Consider the following 17,827-nt stretch of genomic DNA (forward strand, 5'->3'; position numbering starts at 1 on the left):
AACGTATCCCGAATTCAACCATGGCCGCCATCACCCATCCCGACCGCAACTTCAAATACTGGCTGATCTCGCCGGCCGTCTTCCTGCTCTTGCTGGTCGGCCTGTTCCCACTGATCTTCTCGCTTGTGGTGAGCTTCATGCGCGTCACCATGCTGGAGACCGACACATCCTTTGCCGGATTGGTGAACTACGTCCAGCTCTTTCACGACGCGAGACTATGGCAGTCGCTCCTCCACACATTGCTTATCATGGTCATAGCCCTGCCCATCGAGTTGCTTCTCGGCCTCGCCATGGCCTACCTGTTCCTCGACCGCATGCCCGGGCGACAGCTTCTGGTTTCGCTGCTGGTGCTGCCGACAATCATCTCACCGATCGTCGCCGGCGCCACATGGCGGCTCCTGTTCGATAACCGCTATGGTCCGATCAACCAGATCATTGGCTGGTTCGCTGGCCACCCTGTGGCGGCCCTGTGGACGGTCAATCCCGGACTCGTCTATCCCGCCATCATCTTCTGCGAGATCTGGCAGTGGACACCGTTCATGTTCCTGATCTTGCTCGCCGCCCTTTCCAATGTCGACCGCTCATTAACCGAAGCGGCTGAGATCGACGGAGCGCGGTTCTGGCGCAGCTTCCGCTATGTTGTCCTCCCGGCAATCTTTCCGGTCATGTCGATCGCCATTCTGATCCGTGGCCTCGACCTCTTCCGCATCTTCGACATCATCTGGGCGCTCACGGCGGGCGGTCCCGGCACGATGACCGAGACCATTTCCGTCTATACCTATATCCAGGGATTCAGGCAGTTCGAGTCGAGCTACACGGCGGCGATCGCCTTCCTTGTCATCGCGCTTCTCACCGTCATCGTGACCTGGGCCATTCGGCGCATGGGGCTGGCAAAATGAAAGGCGCACCGCTCCATCGCCGCAAGGAGACGAAGCTCGTCTTGCGCTATCTCATGGCGACGTTCCTCGTCGTTATATTTGTCTTTCCGATCTACTGGCTGTTTGCCATTTCGTTCAAGACTCCAGGCGAGATCTTTGCTTTTCCACCGGTGTGGTATCCGAAGAGCATCCAGTTCAACAATTATGCGGTGCTGTTCAAGGATGGCGATGCCAAAACGGTCGGCAACAGCCTGGTACTCTCTTCGGTATCAACCTTCTTCGCCATGATCTTCGGCACCATCGCCGCCTACTCACTGGCGCGCTTCAAGACGGGCGGCGAAAACCTCGGCGTTTGGATTATATCGCAGCGCATGATGCCTCCCGTGGCCATCGCATTTCCGATCTTCCTCTTCTATGTCTGGCTCGGCTGGGTCGATACCTACATCGGGCTTATCATCCTCTATACGGCGTTCAGCCTCCCCTATGTGATCTGGATGATGCGGGGCTATATCGAAGAAATTCCGCTGGAGCTCGAAGAGAGCGCCCTCATCGACGGCTGCAATCGTTGGGAGGTTCTGTGGAAGGTGGTATTCCCGATGGCGCGCTCCGGACTGTTCGCTACCGCGGTCTTCACCTTCGTCTTTTCCTGGAACGACTTTCTGTTTGCACTGGTGCTCACCCGCACCGAGGTCACGACCTACACGGTCCAGGTCACGCATTACTTCGGCGGCCAGTCGAATTTCTGGTCCAAGATCGCCGCGATGTCGGTGCTTGGGACCATTCCCGTATTCATCACCGTCGCAACGCTGCAGCGCTATCTCGTCCGCGGCATATCAATGGGCGCAGTCAAGGGTTAGCTCGTGTCGGACCTGAAGATTACCGGACTCCACAAGCACTACGGCACATACCACGCCGTCAAGGGAATCGATCTTGAGGTACCCTCGGGCGAATTCACGGTCCTGGTAGGTCCATCGGGATGCGGCAAATCAACCCTGCTTCGTACCATCGCAGGACTTGAGGAGGCGAGCGCCGGCACAGTCGAAATCGGCGGACAGAACGTCACGTGGGCACGCCCGCGCGATCGCGACATCGCGATGGTGTTCCAGAACTACGCCCTCTATCCCTATCTCAACGTTTATGAAAACATTGCATTTGGCTTGCGTGCGAGGAAAGTTGCGTACGCCCAGATCGACAAACGTGTGAAGCGCGCCGCCGACATGCTCGGCATTGCGCAACTTCTCCAGCGATTTCCACGTGAGCTTTCTGGCGGTCAACGCCAGCGCGTCGCGATCGGCCGCGCGATCGTGCGGGACGCACTGCTCTTTCTATTCGATGAACCGCTGAGCAATCTCGATGCCCAGCTTCGCGACGATATGCGGGTTGAAATCAAGCGGCTCCATCAGGAACTCGGCCGCACCATCATTTACGTGACTCACGACCAGATCGAGGCGATGACGCTCGCTGACCGCATCGCGCTGCTGCGCGACGGCAGGATTGAACAGCTCGGCACGCCGCTCGATTTGTTCGAGCGGCCGGCAACGCGCTTCGTGGCCGGCTTCCTCGGCAGCCCGAAGATGAACTTCCTGCCCGCCACCATCGAGACCGGAGAGGTAACCCTTCGCGACGGAACCAAGCTGACCCTGCCTACCGGACGCAAGGCGCCAAACGGCCAAGCGATTATTTTGGGACTCAGACCCCAGCACATTGCCAAAGCCAGCGCGAGCGCTGCGCCAGGTCACGTGCAGTTGCCATCGACTATAGAACTCGTCCAACCAACAGGCTCCCGGGTGCAGGTTAGCATGCCGCTCGGGGGAATCAGCATCACCGCGGAATTCGCGGCTCACGAAGTCACCGCGCCGGGCGAACAGGTTCGTATCGACATCGATATGAACCGCGCCGTTCTGATCGATCCACAAACTGACAAGGTCATTTGAGGGAGCCACCATGGCCCAGAGGAAGCCGAGCCGCGCAATCAAGCTCTTCGGAACCGAAGCTCCCGAAGGCAAACGTCGCGAATTGACCGCAGGTCCCATCTCGGCTGTCTTCGACAGCGGTGCGTTGCGCTACATCCGCTATTACGGTGAAGAGATCCTGCGAGGAATTTCCTATATCGCGCGCGACAAGGACTGGGGCACCTATGCTCCGGCAGTCGAGGACCTGAAAATCCGCCAGAACAAGGATGGGTTTGCCATCGCCTATCAAGCCATTTGCAAGGACCAAGATCAGGCGATCCGGTATTCCGCCAAGATCGACGCAAACAGCAATGGCACACTGACGTTCTCGGCCGAAGGAACGCCCCTTTCCGACTTCCTCACCAATCGGACAGGGTTCGTGGTGCTGCATCCGCTCGCGGGAACGGTGGGGCGCGCGGTTGAAGTCGTCCACACGAATGGAAAGAAAGAGCGGCGCAAATTCCCGAAGCTCATCAGCCCCGGTCAGCCCATTTTCGAAATCCGGTCACTCAAGCACGAGCCGCTGTCCGGCGTTGCCGTCACCGTTCTGATGGAGGGAAACAAGTTTGAGATGGAGGACCATCGAAACTGGATGGATGCCTCCTACAAGACCTATGTGTGCTCCCTCCTCGATCCCTGGCCGTACATGCTGGAGAAAGGCAAGAGCTTCAGCCAGTCAATCACCCTCACCGTCTCAGGCAAACCGCCGAAATCGAGGCCGAGGACCTCCGCTGCCGATACGACGATAACTCTCGCGGGCACGAAAGGCCGTATTCCGCAAATCGGCCTCGGCGTGCCGATGGGGGAAGCCGCGGCGGCGCTCGAGGCCGTGGACCTGATTGCTGCGGCGAAGCCTCAGTCACTCGTTTGCCAGATCGACGGACGCGAGCGAGGACAGGAAGAAGCTGCTGCCTGTTACCGCGATCTGTCAAGGCAAACGGGAGCGCCGGTCACACTCGAGATCATTCTGCCGGCCAGGGAGCCGGCCGATAAGGAAATGGCTGCGATCGCGCGCGCAGTGAATGCCGCGGGGCTCACACCTGCGTCCGTTGTTGTCACCCAGATGCACGATCTCAAATCGTTTCAGCCAAACACACCGAGGCCCTGGGGGCCCACCTACGAGGAAATGGCGACGGCGGGGCGAGCCTGCTTCCCCGGCGCCACGCTTGGCGGTGGAATGCTCTCCTATTTTACCGAATTAAACCGCAAACCCGTCCCCCAGGGCGTGTTTGACTTCATCACACATACCGGCTGCCCCATTGTCCATGCCCCAGACGACATCTCGGTCATGGAGACTCTTGAGACTCTTCCGTGGATCTTCGATTCGGCACGCGCCATGGTCGGCAAGACGCCCTATCACATTGGCCCGACCAGTATTCCATGTCGTGACAACCCCTATGGCGCAGCGGTTGCGCCAAACCCCGACAACAGGCGGATTTGTCTCTCCGATATTGATCCGCGCCAGCGCGGACTCTTTGCCGCCGCATGGAGCCTCGGCTACCTGTCGGCGGCCGCGAGAGCCGGTGTCGACGCCGTGGCCCTCGGCTCTGCCACTGGCGCGCAAGGGATGATCTATCGCAAATTGGCCCATGCCCAACCGTGGTACGACGGTGGTGGCGCCAGACTGCTCCCTATCTATCATGTGATTGCAGGTCTTGCCGGTGCGAGCGGCGCAAGGCGCATCGATACGAATTCGTCTGCACCTCTAAAGCTTGCCGCTCTTGCTCATCGCAACAAGGCCGGCGGAGTGCTTTGGCTTGCGAACCTGTCAAGTGAGACTCAGCGCCTGAAGGTCAGGGGCTTCGATGGCCCTGCCAGATTGGATGTTCTCGCTCCAGAAAGCTTTGAAGCGGCCGCTCGCGATCCCGCCTGGCTCGAGAGTGGCGGCACCTTCGTCCGCAAGGTGGGAAGCTTTGAACTTCCGTCATATGGGGTTGCTCGAATCAAGAGCGACTGATCTCCCATGGCGCTCCAGCGCGTGCCGACCGTCGCGGGTGTCGCGCGACGGCCAGCGAGGAAGTACAGCCTCGTAAGATAGGCCCGCCAGTGAACCGCCTGTGTTGAGATCGATCAATGTAGGAACCGGCGTCCGGCGCTCAACTCCTCCGGAGCACCAGGAGCACGCGCCATGGGCACAAAAAATATCATTGCTCTCATTGTGATCGCCATAGTCATCGTCGGGGGCGCAGTCGCGCTCCGCTACGTCGATACGGGACAGGGTGCCAGGACGAGCCCGGGCATATCGGCCAAAACGGCATCAGACTGAGCAACATCGGCACGGTCCTACGCCCGTCAGCAAGGAGGCCGCCAGCGTGAACCTGTAGGCCCCAAAAGTGGCGGGCAGCCCCGACCGACATCAACCGGCACGCACGAAAATGTGCTGATACCCGGGCTCTGAAGATCTATCGAAAGTGCATATGTCCTGCGTAGGGCCCGGGGCAACAGGGCTAGTTCGATGTTGGATATTGCAATGGGAATTCTCGTTGCGGTGAGCGTCGGCATTTTCCTGGCGCACGCGGTTGACGCCTATTACGAATAGAAAACGCGGGACCGACGCCGCTCTGTTCTTGTGCTGCGGTTATCCACAGCTTATCCACAGGCTGAGCGAACAGATGTGCAATGAATCGCGAACAGACTGGCGGCTCGGCACACGCCCCCGCCGAAGATGTGCCGAGCCTAGCCATGCCAGTGCGCTGATCGATCCGACCGGCTGGGACGAATGATGGCGACAATGTGGCTGCGTCGCTAGAGCTCAAATGCAACACTGTCGAGGGAAATAAGAAGGCCGTCAGGTTCCGCCGGGCCTCAGCTGGCGGCGTGCGCTGCCAGCCGCTGGCAGTTACGGGTGCGATGTCGGCGCCGGCGCTTCATGGCTCCCCCCTGTACATGCGTTCCCGCACGTGTGGAAAAGTGTAACCCCTAAAAGTTTGGTTTGTTTGCCAAAAATGGCGCGAGAGACGGGGCTCGAACCCGCGATCTCCAGCGTGACAGGCCTGGATTCCGCGAGCAGCTTCAACGCCCTCTGATAGGCGGTCGCCGAGGCCGGCGCCAGCGGAGCCGCCTCAACGTCCGGCGTACTTGGGCCGCCACGGCCGTCGCCAAACGACTGGCAGGCGATGTGCTTGTACCTGCACTACCATCGATTCCAGTTGCGGAACGATCAAGCAGAGTGGATCGCTGACCTGCTGCTCGGCGTCAGATTCGAAGACGACGGCCGAATCCGGGAATGGCAACCCCAGGAGCTGCGCGCGATGACAGGTCGCGTGCAGGCCGTCATGGCTTAGGTGCTGCGATGGATTCCAGCACCACCAACCACATCGGATAAAATAGCTCTGCTCCCCCGCGGCCGCCTCAAGGACGCCAGGAGATGGTTCGCCCATCGCGGATGGGCCGTGCTGCCCCAGGGTCGCAGGGGGCAAGCCATCCGTTCATCATCGCCTCCCCGTCGCGTTGATCTTCCCTCGCCCTGATGGAACTCCGTTGCGTCGCCTCAGACGAAGGCACTCAACCCGGTGATCGACTTGCCGACGATCAACGTGTTCATCTCCCTGGTGCCTTCATAGGAATAGATCGCCTCGGCGTCGGCCACGAAACGGCCGATGTGATTTTCGAGCAGGATGCCGTTACCGCCGAGCAGTTCGCGCGCGTAGCCAACGGTCTCGCGGCACTTGACGGTGCAGAATGCCTTCGCCAAGGATGCATGCTCGTCGCGCATCACGCCTTCGTCCTGGAGCTGGGCGAGACGCAGCATCATCGCCTGGGTGGACGTGACGTTGCCGAGCATGCGCACCAGGAGATCCTGCACGAGCTGGAATCCACCGATCGGCCTTCCGAACTGCCTCCGTTCGGTCGCATAGCGCAGCGCGTGCTCGTAGGCGCCCATCTGGCAGCCTACGGCGAACCATGCCACTCCGGTGCGGGTCATCCGCAAGACCTTGGCGGTGTCCTTGAACGAGTTGCCATTCTGGAGACGATCCGCCTCCGGTACGCGGCAATCCTTCAGGGTGATCAGCCCGTTCTGCACGACACGAAGCGCCATCTTGGTCCTGATCTTCTCGACGGAAAAGCCTGGGTTGTCCTTCCCGACGACAAAGCCCTTGACCTGGTTCGAACCCTCCTCGCGCGCCCAGATTACATTGATGTCGGCAAAGGTGGCGTTGCCGATCCACTTCTTCTGGCCATTGAGTATCCAGACGTCGCCCTCGCGCCGGCAGGTCGTCAGCATGCCGCCCGATGTGGCGGAGCCGACCAAAGGCTCCGTCAGCCCGAACGAGCCGATCTTCTCGAAGCGCATCATGGGTGGAAGCCAGCGCTGCTTCTGCGCCTCGTCGCCGCACAGATAGATCGAGCCCGCCGACAATCCGGTGTGCACGCCCCAGAAGGTCGCGAGCGACGCGTCCACCCGCGCCAGCTCCATCGCAACGAAGCCGTTCAACAACCAGTTGCCGCCCACCGCGCCGTAACCCTGGTAGCCGACGCCGCCGATGCCGATTTCGGCCATCTTCGGAATGATTGCGAACGGGAATTCGTCGCGGCCCCAGTACTCCTCGATCACGGGCGCGACGACACCTTCGGTGAAGTCGCGAACGCGCCGCAGCAGCGCGCGTTCGCGATCGTTCAGCACGTTTGCAATTCCATAGAAATCGCCGTTGACCGGCGGCGGTACGTAGTCCGACCGTCCCGTCTGGGTCGCCTGCGGGTTCGCCATCGTTCTCTCCCTCGTGCGTGGATCGCGGCGTCAGGCCGATTTGTTCGGACGAACGCTGGCGCGGATCTCCTCGAGACTCTCCTTCACGCGATGCTGGATGATCTTCACCGCCTCCGCGGTCGATTGCCTTGCGGTCGATGCGCTCTCCTGTGCGCCTTGCACAGTGATCTGGAATACCTTTCGCGCGAATTCGGCCTGCAACGCGATGTTCTCGTGGACCCTGCCGAAGGGCTTGTACTCGCGCGCAAGTGTTGCGGCCTCTTTCAGACCAGCTTCCAGAATCTCGCGCTGCTTCCGTGCCACCGATTGTGCGCCCTGCGCGGCAACCTTCGCGCTTTCACCGAGGGCATCGATGTTTTTCTTCTGGGCCTGCAGCAATTCATCCACCTTCAGCTTCGGCAAGCCGAGATCGCCGCCGAACTTCCTCAACATGTCGATGTATGAGGTCGTGTCCGTCATGATAACCTTCCTTGTTGCTGTGCTCAGAACTAGTGGCGTTCGCCTTCGGACGTTGGAGTGAGATCGCTGGCGCGACTGGCCGTTCGCAACATCAGGGAGGATGACTTAGCCTGCGGGCGCTCGTCGGCAAGGAATTCCTCGATCAACTCGGCAGTTTCCGCCGGCCGGGTCACCATGAACAGGTGTCCGTCATCGATCATGCGCAGTTCGGCATTCGGGATCAGGCCTGCAAGGATATGACCGTTGATCGAGGGGACCAGCGGATCGTCGCTGCCCATCAGCACGAGCGTCTGCTGTCGCAGCGACCATAGCCATGGCAGGCTGGTCCAGCCGGCCAAGGCGAGGAGCTGGTACAGATAGCCGAGATTTCGCGCGCCATGCATTGCGTCTGCATGCCGGCCGATGAGTGACGGGTCGTAGCGAAATGCGCCGCCATAGATGTCCGCCGCGATCCTGTTCATGTAGTCCTTGTCGGTATAGCGCCGCGGCGTTGCCATCTTCCACAACACCGCTGGACTTGCCGGCACCATGGTGAAACCGGGCGCCGTCGCGGCCAGCACCAGCCGCCGGCACAGCTTCGGATATTGATGCGCGAATTGCTGCGCGATCCCGCCACCCCACGACACGCCGGCGGCGTCGACCTCGGCGTAACCCAGCTCCGCAACAAGACCAGCGGCCAGCCGGGCCAGCGTCGAGGGGCGATACGGAAGAAGTGGCCTCGGCGAGGCGCCGACGCCGGGCACGTCGAATATGATCGCCGTCGTGCTCGTGAGTGCCTCGAGAAACGGCTTCGCCAGCTCCCAGTTGGCACCGATCCCGTTGAACAGCAACAGCGGCGGTTTCCGCTCGCCGCCGTGCCTGATGGCGACCCGGAGCGACTGCTCATAGATCACAATTTGCCGCACACTGATCTCGCCCGGCTTGCCCGTAGCGGTCTGCGTCGCCGGCTGCGTGTTCGTCGTGGCGTCATTCAAAGACGTAAGTCCCCGGAGCTGGAGCGAGGACTGGATGATGCTGGTTGCCGGGCGATGCTGGCGCATCGACTTCCTCGCCCGACCGCGCGTGAAGCCAATCCCGCCAGTCGAGCCACCAGCTTCCCTTCCGCTTCTCGGAAGCAGCCAGGAACGCGTCCGGTCCGGCTGGATTGACGGGGCCGATCATGAAGGAGGCCTTTGGATTCGCCGGCGGATTGAGAAGGCTCTGCAGGTGACCGCTGTTCGAAAGCACGAAGGTCGTGCCAGCGCCCATGATCTGCGCCGTCCTGTGCACGCCTTTCCAGGGCGTAATGTGGTCCGTGACACCTGCAACGACGTAGCAGTCAGCCTTGACCTTGCTCATGTCGATTGCCGCGTCGTTCAGCGCGAGCTTTCCCGCGTTGACGAACGGATTCGTGAAATAGAGATCGAGGTAATCGCCGTGGAGGCGGGCCGGAAGCCGGGTCGTATCGGCATTCCAGTACAGGATATCGAAAGCCGGAGGCTGATTGCCGAGCAGGTAATTGTTGACCCAATAGTTCCAGATCAGATCGTTCGGCCGCATCCACGCGAACATCCGCGCCAGCTCGTGACCGTCGACCATGCCGCGGAGTCGCGAGGCCTCCTTGGCAGCGTGCATGGTTTCCGGGGTCATCAGGCAGCCGAACGCGCTCTCATCGGCCGTGTTCGGGTCAAGCAGGCAGACCGCCAAGACCATGTTCCTGACCTTCTCAGCGGGGCCGCCCAGCGTTGCGAAATATGCCGTCGAGGTGATTCCACCGGAGCAGGAGCCCATCATGGAGATGTCGTCGCTGCCGGTGATCTCGCGCGCAGCGTCGACGGCTTCGTCCAGCGCCGCGACGTACCTGTCGAGGCCCCATTCACGGTTGGCCGCGGTCGGGTTGCGCCAGCTCACGCAGAAGACCTGTATGCCACTCTCGAGCAGAAAGCGGACCATGCTCTTGTCGGGCGAGAGATCGAGCGCATAGTACTTGTTGATCTGTGGCGGCGTGATGAGCAGCGGCCGCTTCCAGACCTTCGGCGTCGTCGGAGTATACTGGATGAGCTCCAGCAGCTCGTTGCGAAAGATCACTGCACCCGGCGTGGTCGCGAGGTTCTCGCCAACCTTGAACGCGTCGCGATCGACCATCGACGGCATGCCGCCGTTCCGGGCGAGGTCGTCGACATAGTTCTTCAGTCCATGCCAGACGCTGCGACCACCAGTGTCCACGAATTTGCGGATCGCCGCCGGGTTAGTCAGAATCGCATTGGTGGGAGCGACCGCGTCGATCAGGATTTCCGTGACCAGATGCGCGCGGGCCTTGTCGATATCGCTCAGGCTCGTCTTGTCGACGAAACCGCTGACCGCGTCGCCCCAAGCGAGATAGGCCTTGAGCATTCCGCTGTGCAGCGCGCTCTCCTTCCAGGTAGCATCGGAAAATCGCCGGTCGCCGGCCTGCGGCGTACGCTCCGACTTGCCGACGAGGATAGAGCCAAGCTCGCCGAGGAAGGACAACCATTGCTCGGTCGCGACCTTCGGCTCGTTGACGATCGCCTTGAACACGACGCCTGCGCTGTCGACGAGATCCTGGCCCCGGATGCCGACGAGGGGATTGAGCGCCAGTGTATTCCGGGACGCGTCTTCCGATATCCCCTCGTTGAGCGGAATTTGTTGGCGGTTCTCGGCGTTCATTGTCGTTGTGCTCCCGCTGCGGGGATCAGGAGCGCGAGCGTCTCGGCGATCAAGGCGGGTTTCTCCGATCCCTCCACTTCCAGCGTGTTCTGGGTCTTCATGATCACCTGTCCGCCGTCTTTCGGCTCTACGCCGGCGAGCACGACGCGCAATCTCACGCGCGCGCCGGCCGGTACCGGCGCGAGAAAGCGGACCTTGTCGATCCCGTAGTTCAGCCCGGCCGCAGCGTCGCGCGGGATGACGCCGATCTCCATGGCGAGCGGAGCGACCATCGCGAGCGTTAAATAGCCATGGGCGATCGGACCGCGAAAAGGACTCTCCCGCTTCGCTCTCTCGACATCGACGTGAATCCACTGGCGATCGCCCGTACAGGACGCAAAGGTGTCGATGCGCGCCTGGTCGATCGCTACCCAGTCGGAAAGGCCAAGCTCCTGGCCAACTCGTTCGCTGAGCCCAGCAAGAGTGAGATTGCTCACGTTTTCCTCCCCGTTCGTGGCTGTGGCGGACGGCTACACGTTGCCGTACCGCTTCCGCAGCTCCTGCTTGTTGATCTTGCCAACACTCGTCTTCGGAATATTCTCGATGAAAATGATCTTCTCCGGGATGCCATATTTCGAAATGACACCCTTGTCCGCGAACACCTTGAGATGGTCCTTGATGGCGGTGTCGCTGACGCCGTTCGTCTCGGACTCCTGCTTGACCACGAGCGCCAGCGGCCGCTCGCCCCACTTCTCGTCCTTGACGCCGATGACAGCAGCATCGGCAACGCCGGGGCATTGCGAGATCAGGTCCTCGATCTGCAATGACGACACCCATTCGCCGCCGGTCTTGATGACGTCCTTGATGCGGTCGGTGATATGCACGTAGCCGTCCGGGCTCACCACCGCGATATCGCTGGTGTGCAGATAGCCTCCGGCCCAGAGCTGTTCTGATCCTTCGGGATTGTTGAAGTAGCCTTGCGTGAGCCAGGGTGCGCGCAAGACGATCTCACCGGCGGACTTGCCGTCATGCGGCACGTCGTTCATGTCGTCGTCGACAATGTGCAAGTCCACCAGCGGCCCGGCCATGCCGGCTCGCGTGCGAAACTCGACCTCGCCGTCTGAATCGCCCGTGAGGTCCTTCGATCTGACGTGGGAAACCGCGGCAAGCGGGCCGGTCTCCGACATCCCGTAGCCGGCAAAGATGTCAATGCCTGCGGCCAGGGCCTGCTTGGCGAGAGCCTTGGGCAAGGCGGAGCCTCCGATCACCATCTTGAGGCCATTCAGATCGACTTTCGCCTTGTCGGCGGCGTCCAGCAGCATCCGGAGGATGGTCGGCACCCCATGGGTGAAGGTCACGCCCTCGCCTTTGATCAGCTTGATCAGCATCGCCGGCTCGTAGCGTCCGGGATAAACCTGCTTCGCTCCGGCGAGCGTCGCCGACCATGGGAAGCCCCAGGCGTGAACGTGGAACATCGGCGTGATCGGCATGTAGACGTCGTCACGCGAGAAGCGGCCCTGCGAGCCCGCTATCCCGAACAGGGCGAGTCCCGCCAGCGAGTGGAGCACAAGCTGGCGGTGACTGTAATAGACTCCCTTGGGCAGACCGGTCGTGCCGGTCGTATAGAAGGTGGTCGCCTGCGTGTTCTCATCGAAGTCAGGAAACTCGTAGTCGGGCGAGGCCGCAGCAAGCAGGCTCTCGTATTCGCCGATGAAGGACAGGCTGCCTGTCTGCGGTGCCGGCGCGTCCGACATCACGATCAGCCGTTTGACCTTCGGCAATTGGGACTTTAGCCCTTCCAGCAAGCCGACGAACTCTTCGTTCACGAGAAGCGTCGACGAACCTGCGTGATCGATCGTGTAGGCGATCTGCTCGGGCGACAGCCGGACATTCACCGTTTGCAGCACGCACCCCATCATGGGGATCGCGAAGAACGCCTCGAGAAACCGGTGGCTATCCCAATCAAGGACGCCGACAGTGTCACCGGGCTCGACCCCCGCCTTGCTCAAGGCCGATGCCAGGCGGCCGATGCGCTCTCTGGTCTGGCGATAGGTGAAGCGGCTGAGATCGCGATAAACGATCTCCTGATCCGGCGCCTGAACGCGCGGCGTGTGCCACAACTGCTTCAAGATAAGAGGAAATTGATAGGCAGATTTGGCGGTCTGAATCAGCCTTCCGACCATGGCGGCCTCCCTCGACGTCTCGCTCCCCCGCGGGCCAGCGTCCGCGCTTCTGAGCGAGCGGATCGCCTGGTCTGCCGGCGTGCCTCACGACGGTCCCGCCGCGCGACGCGAACGCAAGCCTCGCGCGCGGCCCCGTGCTTGTGAAGGTCCGGAACGGACAACGCCCGGTCCGGGCCGGACAGCCTGCGCCTCAAACCGTCAGCCGGTCTTGAACGAAATTGCTGCGACCTGAGTCAGCAGGAAGTCTTACGGCACTGCACAATAGGCGACGAGCGCCTTTGAACCACCGCAAGACTGCTGTTCTGTTTCGACAGCAATGCAGCATATGCTTGTGGTCGATCCAGGTTGGCTGGCGCGTTTCACAGGCAGGTTCAATTGGGCGATTCCAGGCAGCCCGGCAAGACGATCTATGCGAGGGGAGCGCCGGTCGTCGGACTAAACGAACGCGTCTACGAGTCGACCAAACTCGCGGCCCTGTTCGACGAGCTTGTCAGACAGGGGCACCCGGCCAACGAGATCTTAAGAAACGTCTCTCTCAGGGAACACGACGTGCACTCTCCGAAGACGAGGATTTCGCTCGCGCAATTGATGACGGTTTGCGAGAACGCCATTCGACTCTCGAGCGACCCGCACCTGCCCTATCGCATCGGCTCGTCCATCCATATCTCCACCTACGGCATGTACGGATTTGCTATTCTTTGCTGTCCCGACTTTCGCGACGCCATGGCCTTTGCGTGGCGTTATCACTCGCTTGCCGCGCCGCTTGCAGCGATCGAGTTCAGGGAAGAGAAAGGGTTCGGAAGCTGGACCATTGAACCCAATGCGCGCGCAGCAATCGATCCACGGGTCTACCGCTTCATCACCGAGATGCAGATCGGTATCCACATCTCGTTGATGCGCGACGTCATGGGCGCCGCATTCGCGCCCGATCACGTCAGCCTGACCTATTCTGAAGCCGATGGTTTCGGGCTGCCCGCGGATCTGATCGGATGTCAGGTACATTTCGAGCGCGGGCTCAACTGCATCGTTTTTCGTTCGGACTGGCTGGACCAGGCTGCACGTCTCGGAAACAAGACGACCTATCCGATGGTCGTTGCACTTTGCGATAATCTGCTGGACGAACTGAAATTACGAGTTGGGATCGCCGGGGAGATCCGCGCACTTCTGCTGCGGGATATCGCCAACCCTCCAACCCTTGCCGATGTGACGAAAGTGCTCGACGTCAGCGACCGCTCGCTGCGGCGTCAGCTTCGGCAGCAAGGCATCTCTTTTCGCGGCCTCCTGGATGAGCTCCGGACACTCATGGCGCTGAAATATCTGCGCACGACCAAGCTCGCCAACGAGGACATTGCGCTGGCGCTGGGCTTCAGCGACGCCGCAAATTTTCGCCGTGCATTTCGCCGCTGGACGAAGAGGTCACCCAGCGAGTTCAGAACCGAATAGTCTACCAGTCGCGCAAAACGGCGCTTTCAGCTCGCTGTTTGGCGTATGAGCTAAAATCCGCACTTGACGGATCTTAACCACCCCAGCCCGCAAAGGGATTGTGACCTAGTTCTGGTTGGTCATTGTAAGGGTCCGGTTGAGAGATCGCCCGCGGCGGGGGTGAATAGGCCCACCCCGAAACGGGACCCATGATCAAGCCGTGGGTGGAACGAACCACGGCATGCTGCCGGTGTGCATGACGCGCCGTAGCGGCGGTGACAGGGGCACACAGAGCAATCAAAAGGCTCAAGGCCAGAACAAAACGCATGGCATTTCTCCAATCGACCTGTCACAACTAGCGAAGTGAGATCCGGACTGCGTCGCCGCAACGTGTAACTCCTTCACGACTAGTCACATCGGCGGCATCACGCACGACAGGCCGCTTTTGCAGCTCCGCACTTGGTAACAGAGGAATAAGAAGCTCGTGACTGCGCTGGCCACGATCGGCCCTACAACTCAGGTTCGGAGACCGTCGCAGAACGGGCCAAAGCTTTGGTCGCGTCAGCGACCGACGCCCTCTCGGCTCGCCGCTCGTAGTCGTCGGCAAGGGCCTTCAGCTGAGCCACAACCACTTCGTCGGTCATGGTTTGGGCAGCGCGAAGCAGCGTCCGTGCTGTCTGCAAGTACTGCTTACCCCGCTGTGAGATCTGGAAATTCATATTGCCCTCGCGCGATTCTGCGGCAGTTCGTTCAAGGCGATTTGGAACCAGGTCAGCCAATTGCGATCACTTTCGCGGCGAGTTCTGAAGCGATCGACGCACGCCCTGGAACAAAGAGGGGTCCGCCACGAGTAGTACCGGACGAGACCAAACTTGCCGTCACAGACTGCGCATCGCGTGGCTTTGCCGTGTCCAAGACTTTCGGTGCGGTTGGGCATTGTCGTCTCCTCTTGGCTTTATCGTAGCTATTTGCCGATCTTCCCTCTCTAACTGTTACTCGCAGCGAGCCCGCGTTCTTCCAACGCATGCACCCTAAGACAATCGGGATGAACGGCTCAATCGAACCTAGGTAGAGATCCGCCATCTGAAGTGATCACGGAACCATACGAAGGTCTGGGAGCGCTCTCCCCCAGTCGTAGAGGTGAACTTCACCCGCCGCACCAGAAGACCGCCGAATGCTCTGTTGATCTTGCTTGATCCGAAATGCGCTGAACCCGCCTTCTCGTTTGCAGCAATTTGGCGCGATTTGCCCGGCTTTACTTGCGACGGCAGCACCTGCGCGCCAAATCAAGCACGGTGAAACAATGGAATGATGCCGCCGATGTGACCAACCGTGAAATCACTACGGACTGGGGTAGTTCGGTTCACACATCACATATGAAACGAGCCAGCGAACGCCCGTCGACGCATTCAACTTTGAAGCAACTCTGGACAAGCATTCTGTGTCGCGCTTCCGGTAATGGGCTTGGTCTCTGGGTGACGACAACTTGGGAGAACTGGATGAGCAAGCTTCTAACTTATGCGGCAGCCGCGGGCTGTCTTGTGTCTTTTGCGTCCGCGGCAGAGGCCCGCTCCGCGTACGATGGATCCTGGGACCTTGTCTTTGTGACGCAAAGAGGCGCTTGCGATGCGACCTACAACTTCTCCGTCAACATCAACGACGGAATTGTCACGCATCCGAATCTCGTCAGGTTCAGAGGCTACGTCGCGCGATCGGGAGCGGTTCGCGCTTCGGTGACGGTTCAGGACAAATATGCCTCGGGCTCCGGAAGGCTGTCGGGTGCTTCCGGCCGAGGGTCCTGGAGTGGCTATTCGGGAAGCGCGCGCTGCTCCGGCTATTGGACCGCGCAGCGAAACTAGCCTGCACCGTGGAAGCGCGGGTATCTTCGGCCCGAACTGTCGAACGGATTCGGGCCGATTTCCCTTCAGCTCATCCTGACATCATCGATTGGTCGTCTCAAGTTGACGAGCTTCGACCTCAGTACCGGATCCTGATCGCGGCTCTACAGCCTGCGCGCCGTCCAATTGATTGGCCTGCCAGCCAACGTTCAGGCCAAGCTGTCCTGCCGCCATCACCGCGGCGCGAGCCAGGATCCCTCCGTAGGTCGGATAGGCTAGCGGGATCTGGGCCAGATCGTCGACGCGCATACCGGCGGCGATGGCGATTGCCGCCACCTCGGCGATATCCACCGCACGCTCGCCGATCACGTGACACCCGATCACCTTGCAGGTCTCGCGATCAGTGATCAGCTTGCAAAAGCCAAATGTGCGCCCGTCGATGAGTGTCCGCGTGGTCACATCAAAATGAACGATTGAGGTCACGATATTGTGCGACTCGCGCGCCTTTGCCTCGGTAAGGCCGGCCTGTGCATATTCCGGCTCCGTGAAACTGCCCATCGGGCTCACCTGATCGACGAGCGGCATCGTCGGCCCCTTCACGGCATTGGTCGCTGCCACCCAGCCGCCCTGGATGGCCTGGGGAACGAGCATGAGATGCCCGGTGATATCGCCGGCCGCAAAAATATGCGGCGCCGATGTGCGCAGATATTCATCGACCTTCACGAACTTTCGCTGGTTGAGTTCGATTCCGGCTGCCGCGACGTTCAGCTCGCTGGTCTCGGCCACCCACCCTACCGCCACGACCACGAGTGTGGCTTCGGCATCGAACCGCTGTCCGTCCTTTGTGAAGATCATCCGCACGCCGGTAGCCGTCTTTTCGAACGCCTCGATCGAACCAAAAGCTTCGTGGACAGCAATTCCCGATTGGCGCAGGGCGACGGTGGCTGCTGCCGATATGTCGGCATCCTCGGTCGCCAGGATTCGCGGGCCAGCTTCGAACAGCTGAACTCGCGAACCAAACGCGTTGAAGATCGATGCAACCTGCATCCCCGTCGCACCTGCGCCAATGATCAGCATGGACGGCGGGACCGACGTCAGGGCCCATGCGTCGCTGTGCGTGCTCGTCAGCTCGAATCCCGGGATGGGGAGCCGCCGACTCACGCCACCCGTACAGATGACGATCTTGTCGCCGTGCAGCCGAAGGCCACTGCGGGTCTCGACCGTATGCGGGTCGACGAAGCGCGCCATCCCGGCGCGCTCGTGGATGGTTACTCCCTGGGAATCGATTTGGCGGCGCAACGAGGAATTCGTGCGTACGTCCCTGACGATCTCGCGAGCGCGCCCAAGAAGCCGGGAATAGTCCAGAACCGGTTCGCTGATAGTGATGCCGTATTGCCCCAATTGCCGCGCATCGCGCAGCAGCCTGCCAGCATGGGCCAGGGCCCGGACGGGAACAGGGCCGTCGTTGGCGGCCATGCCGCCGAATGCCGCGCTCGTCACCAGCGCAGTCCGCGCCCCCAAATCTGCAGCACGAAGCGCAGCAGCAACGCCAGCCGGCCCAGCGCCAACAACAAGCACGTCAGTCATTTGATTGTCTCCATAGCAGGCAAGAGCAGCCGGCACTTTCCGGCAAGACCTGACATCTTGCTTGCACTGGTTTGCTGCGGCCGGGATGATCTTGCGTCCTCTCGCGCATTGTGGCGGCAAGTGTTCCACCACGCACTAGCGCCGCGGCTGCCAA

16 protein-coding genes are annotated in these 17,827 nt (G+C 60.9%); 8 read left to right on the forward strand and 8 right to left on the reverse strand.

The annotated features are described in order from the left end of the window. Nucleotides 1–20: 20 nt before the first annotated feature. The 6 genes from Q3C01_RS36510 to Q3C01_RS36535 all read left to right on the forward strand — a co-directional run bounded on the left by Q3C01_RS36510 (nucleotide 21) and on the right by Q3C01_RS36535 (nucleotide 6,114). A complete protein-coding gene (locus Q3C01_RS36510) occupies nucleotides 21–899 on the forward strand; it encodes a carbohydrate ABC transporter permease (protein ID WP_458150125.1) in 879 nt (292 codons plus the stop codon). Next, nucleotides 896–1,735, forward strand: coding sequence for a carbohydrate ABC transporter permease (locus Q3C01_RS36515; protein ID WP_458150126.1), 840 nt, complete (start codon nucleotides 896–898; stop codon nucleotides 1,733–1,735). The genes Q3C01_RS36510 and Q3C01_RS36515 overlap by 4 nt, the downstream gene beginning before the upstream one ends. A gap of 3 nt (nucleotides 1,736–1,738) precedes the next feature. Next, on the forward strand, nucleotides 1,739–2,812 hold the full coding sequence (locus tag Q3C01_RS36520; protein ID WP_458150127.1) for an ABC transporter ATP-binding protein: 1,074 nt from the start codon (nucleotides 1,739–1,741) through the stop codon (nucleotides 2,810–2,812). A gap of 10 nt (nucleotides 2,813–2,822) precedes the next feature. Continuing rightward, the gene (locus tag Q3C01_RS36525; RefSeq protein ID WP_458150128.1) at nucleotides 2,823–4,787 is read left to right on the forward strand and encodes a D-apionate lactonase family protein; all 1,965 of its coding nucleotides are present in this window, start codon (nucleotides 2,823–2,825) and stop codon (nucleotides 4,785–4,787) included. Nucleotides 4,788–4,958: 171 nt separating this feature from the next. Next, on the forward strand, nucleotides 4,959–5,096 hold the full coding sequence (locus tag Q3C01_RS36530; RefSeq protein ID WP_458150129.1) for a hypothetical protein: 138 nt from the start codon (nucleotides 4,959–4,961) through the stop codon (nucleotides 5,094–5,096). 856 nt (nucleotides 5,097–5,952) lie between these two features. Then, on the forward strand, nucleotides 5,953–6,114 hold the full coding sequence (locus Q3C01_RS36535; protein WP_458150130.1) for a hypothetical protein: 162 nt from the start codon (nucleotides 5,953–5,955) through the stop codon (nucleotides 6,112–6,114). 206 nt (nucleotides 6,115–6,320) lie between these two features. Here Q3C01_RS36535 and Q3C01_RS36540 read toward each other — a convergent pair whose 3' ends face one another. Genes Q3C01_RS36540 through Q3C01_RS36565 form a run of 6 tightly spaced genes read right to left on the reverse strand, consistent with a single transcriptional unit; the run spans nucleotide 6,321 to nucleotide 12,826 of the window. Continuing rightward, nucleotides 6,321–7,538: an acyl-CoA dehydrogenase family protein gene (locus Q3C01_RS36540; protein WP_458150131.1), complete on the reverse strand. Its 1,218-nt coding sequence runs from the start codon at nucleotides 7,536–7,538 to the stop codon at nucleotides 6,321–6,323. A 30-nt stretch (nucleotides 7,539–7,568) separates the two neighbouring features. Then, nucleotides 7,569–7,997 carry a phasin family protein gene (locus tag Q3C01_RS36545; RefSeq protein WP_458150132.1) on the reverse strand — a complete coding sequence of 143 codons (429 nt, stop codon included), beginning with the start codon at nucleotides 7,995–7,997 and terminating at the stop codon, nucleotides 7,569–7,571. 29 nt (nucleotides 7,998–8,026) lie between these two features. Next, the gene (gene phaZ / locus Q3C01_RS36550; RefSeq protein WP_458150133.1) at nucleotides 8,027–9,037 is read right to left on the reverse strand and encodes a poly(3-hydroxyalkanoate) depolymerase; all 1,011 of its coding nucleotides are present in this window, start codon (nucleotides 9,035–9,037) and stop codon (nucleotides 8,027–8,029) included. Then, nucleotides 8,964–10,664 (reverse strand): alpha/beta fold hydrolase, encoded by a 1,701-nt coding sequence (locus tag Q3C01_RS36555; protein WP_458150134.1) that lies wholly within the window; start codon nucleotides 10,662–10,664, stop codon nucleotides 8,964–8,966. Before Q3C01_RS36555 ends, phaZ begins: the two co-directional genes overlap by 74 nt. Then, complete coding sequence (locus tag Q3C01_RS36560) at nucleotides 10,661–11,140, reverse strand: MaoC family dehydratase (protein ID WP_458150135.1); 480 nt, start codon at nucleotides 11,138–11,140, stop codon at nucleotides 10,661–10,663. The genes Q3C01_RS36555 and Q3C01_RS36560 overlap by 4 nt, the downstream gene beginning before the upstream one ends. 33 nt (nucleotides 11,141–11,173) lie before the next feature. Next, the gene (locus tag Q3C01_RS36565) at nucleotides 11,174–12,826 is read right to left on the reverse strand and encodes a fatty acid--CoA ligase (protein WP_458150136.1); all 1,653 of its coding nucleotides are present in this window, start codon (nucleotides 12,824–12,826) and stop codon (nucleotides 11,174–11,176) included. A gap of 375 nt (nucleotides 12,827–13,201) precedes the next feature. Here Q3C01_RS36565 and Q3C01_RS36570 point away from each other — a divergent pair, with 375 nt between their 5' ends. Continuing rightward, complete coding sequence (locus Q3C01_RS36570; protein ID WP_458150137.1) at nucleotides 13,202–14,269, forward strand: AraC family transcriptional regulator; 1,068 nt, start codon at nucleotides 13,202–13,204, stop codon at nucleotides 14,267–14,269. Between the two features lie 488 nt (nucleotides 14,270–14,757). On the opposite strand, the gene Q3C01_RS36575 is transcribed toward Q3C01_RS36570, so the two are convergent. Beyond that, nucleotides 14,758–14,967: a hypothetical protein gene (locus Q3C01_RS36575; protein WP_458150138.1), complete on the reverse strand. Its 210-nt coding sequence runs from the start codon at nucleotides 14,965–14,967 to the stop codon at nucleotides 14,758–14,760. Nucleotides 14,968–15,747: 780 nt separating this feature from the next. Here Q3C01_RS36575 and Q3C01_RS36580 point away from each other — a divergent pair. After that, entirely contained in the window at nucleotides 15,748–16,107 is a 360-nt protein-coding gene (locus Q3C01_RS36580; RefSeq protein WP_458150139.1) for a hypothetical protein, read from the forward strand. An 81-nt stretch (nucleotides 16,108–16,188) separates the two neighbouring features. Here the strand turns inward: Q3C01_RS36580 and Q3C01_RS36585 are convergent, their stop codons facing one another. Continuing rightward, complete coding sequence (locus tag Q3C01_RS36585; protein ID WP_458150140.1) at nucleotides 16,189–17,673, reverse strand: dihydrolipoyl dehydrogenase family protein; 1,485 nt, start codon at nucleotides 17,671–17,673, stop codon at nucleotides 16,189–16,191. Nucleotides 17,674–17,827 lie beyond the last annotated feature (154 nt).

Source organism: Bradyrhizobium sp. UFLA05-109 (assembly GCF_054185165.1).

What these genes read in the sequence shown, in the direction of transcription:
- Q3C01_RS36510 (WP_458150125.1), top strand. Translation starts at nt 21, where the DNA reads ATGGCCGCCATCACCCATCCCGACCGCAACTTCAAATACTGGCTGATC.
- Q3C01_RS36515 (WP_458150126.1), top strand. Translation starts at nt 896, where the DNA reads ATGAAAGGCGCACCGCTCCATCGCCGCAAGGAGACGAAGCTCGTCTTG.
- Q3C01_RS36525 (WP_458150128.1), top strand. Translation starts at nt 2,823, where the DNA reads ATGGCCCAGAGGAAGCCGAGCCGCGCAATCAAGCTCTTCGGAACCGAA.
- Q3C01_RS36530 (WP_458150129.1), top strand. Translation starts at nt 4,959, where the DNA reads ATGGGCACAAAAAATATCATTGCTCTCATTGTGATCGCCATAGTCATC.
- Q3C01_RS36540 (WP_458150131.1), bottom strand. Translation starts at nt 7,538, where the DNA reads ATGGCGAACCCGCAGGCGACCCAGACGGGACGGTCGGACTACGTACCG.
- Q3C01_RS36545 (WP_458150132.1), bottom strand. Translation starts at nt 7,997, where the DNA reads ATGACGGACACGACCTCATACATCGACATGTTGAGGAAGTTCGGCGGC.
- phaZ (WP_458150133.1), bottom strand. Translation starts at nt 9,037, where the DNA reads ATGCGCCAGCATCGCCCGGCAACCAGCATCATCCAGTCCTCGCTCCAG.
- Q3C01_RS36555 (WP_458150134.1), bottom strand. Translation starts at nt 10,664, where the DNA reads ATGAACGCCGAGAACCGCCAACAAATTCCGCTCAACGAGGGGATATCG.
- Q3C01_RS36565 (WP_458150136.1), bottom strand. Translation starts at nt 12,826, where the DNA reads ATGGTCGGAAGGCTGATTCAGACCGCCAAATCTGCCTATCAATTTCCT.
- Q3C01_RS36575 (WP_458150138.1), bottom strand. Translation starts at nt 14,967, where the DNA reads ATGAATTTCCAGATCTCACAGCGGGGTAAGCAGTACTTGCAGACAGCA.
- Q3C01_RS36580 (WP_458150139.1), top strand. Translation starts at nt 15,748, where the DNA reads ATGAGCAAGCTTCTAACTTATGCGGCAGCCGCGGGCTGTCTTGTGTCT.
- Q3C01_RS36585 (WP_458150140.1), bottom strand. Translation starts at nt 17,673, where the DNA reads ATGACTGACGTGCTTGTTGTTGGCGCTGGGCCGGCTGGCGTTGCTGCT.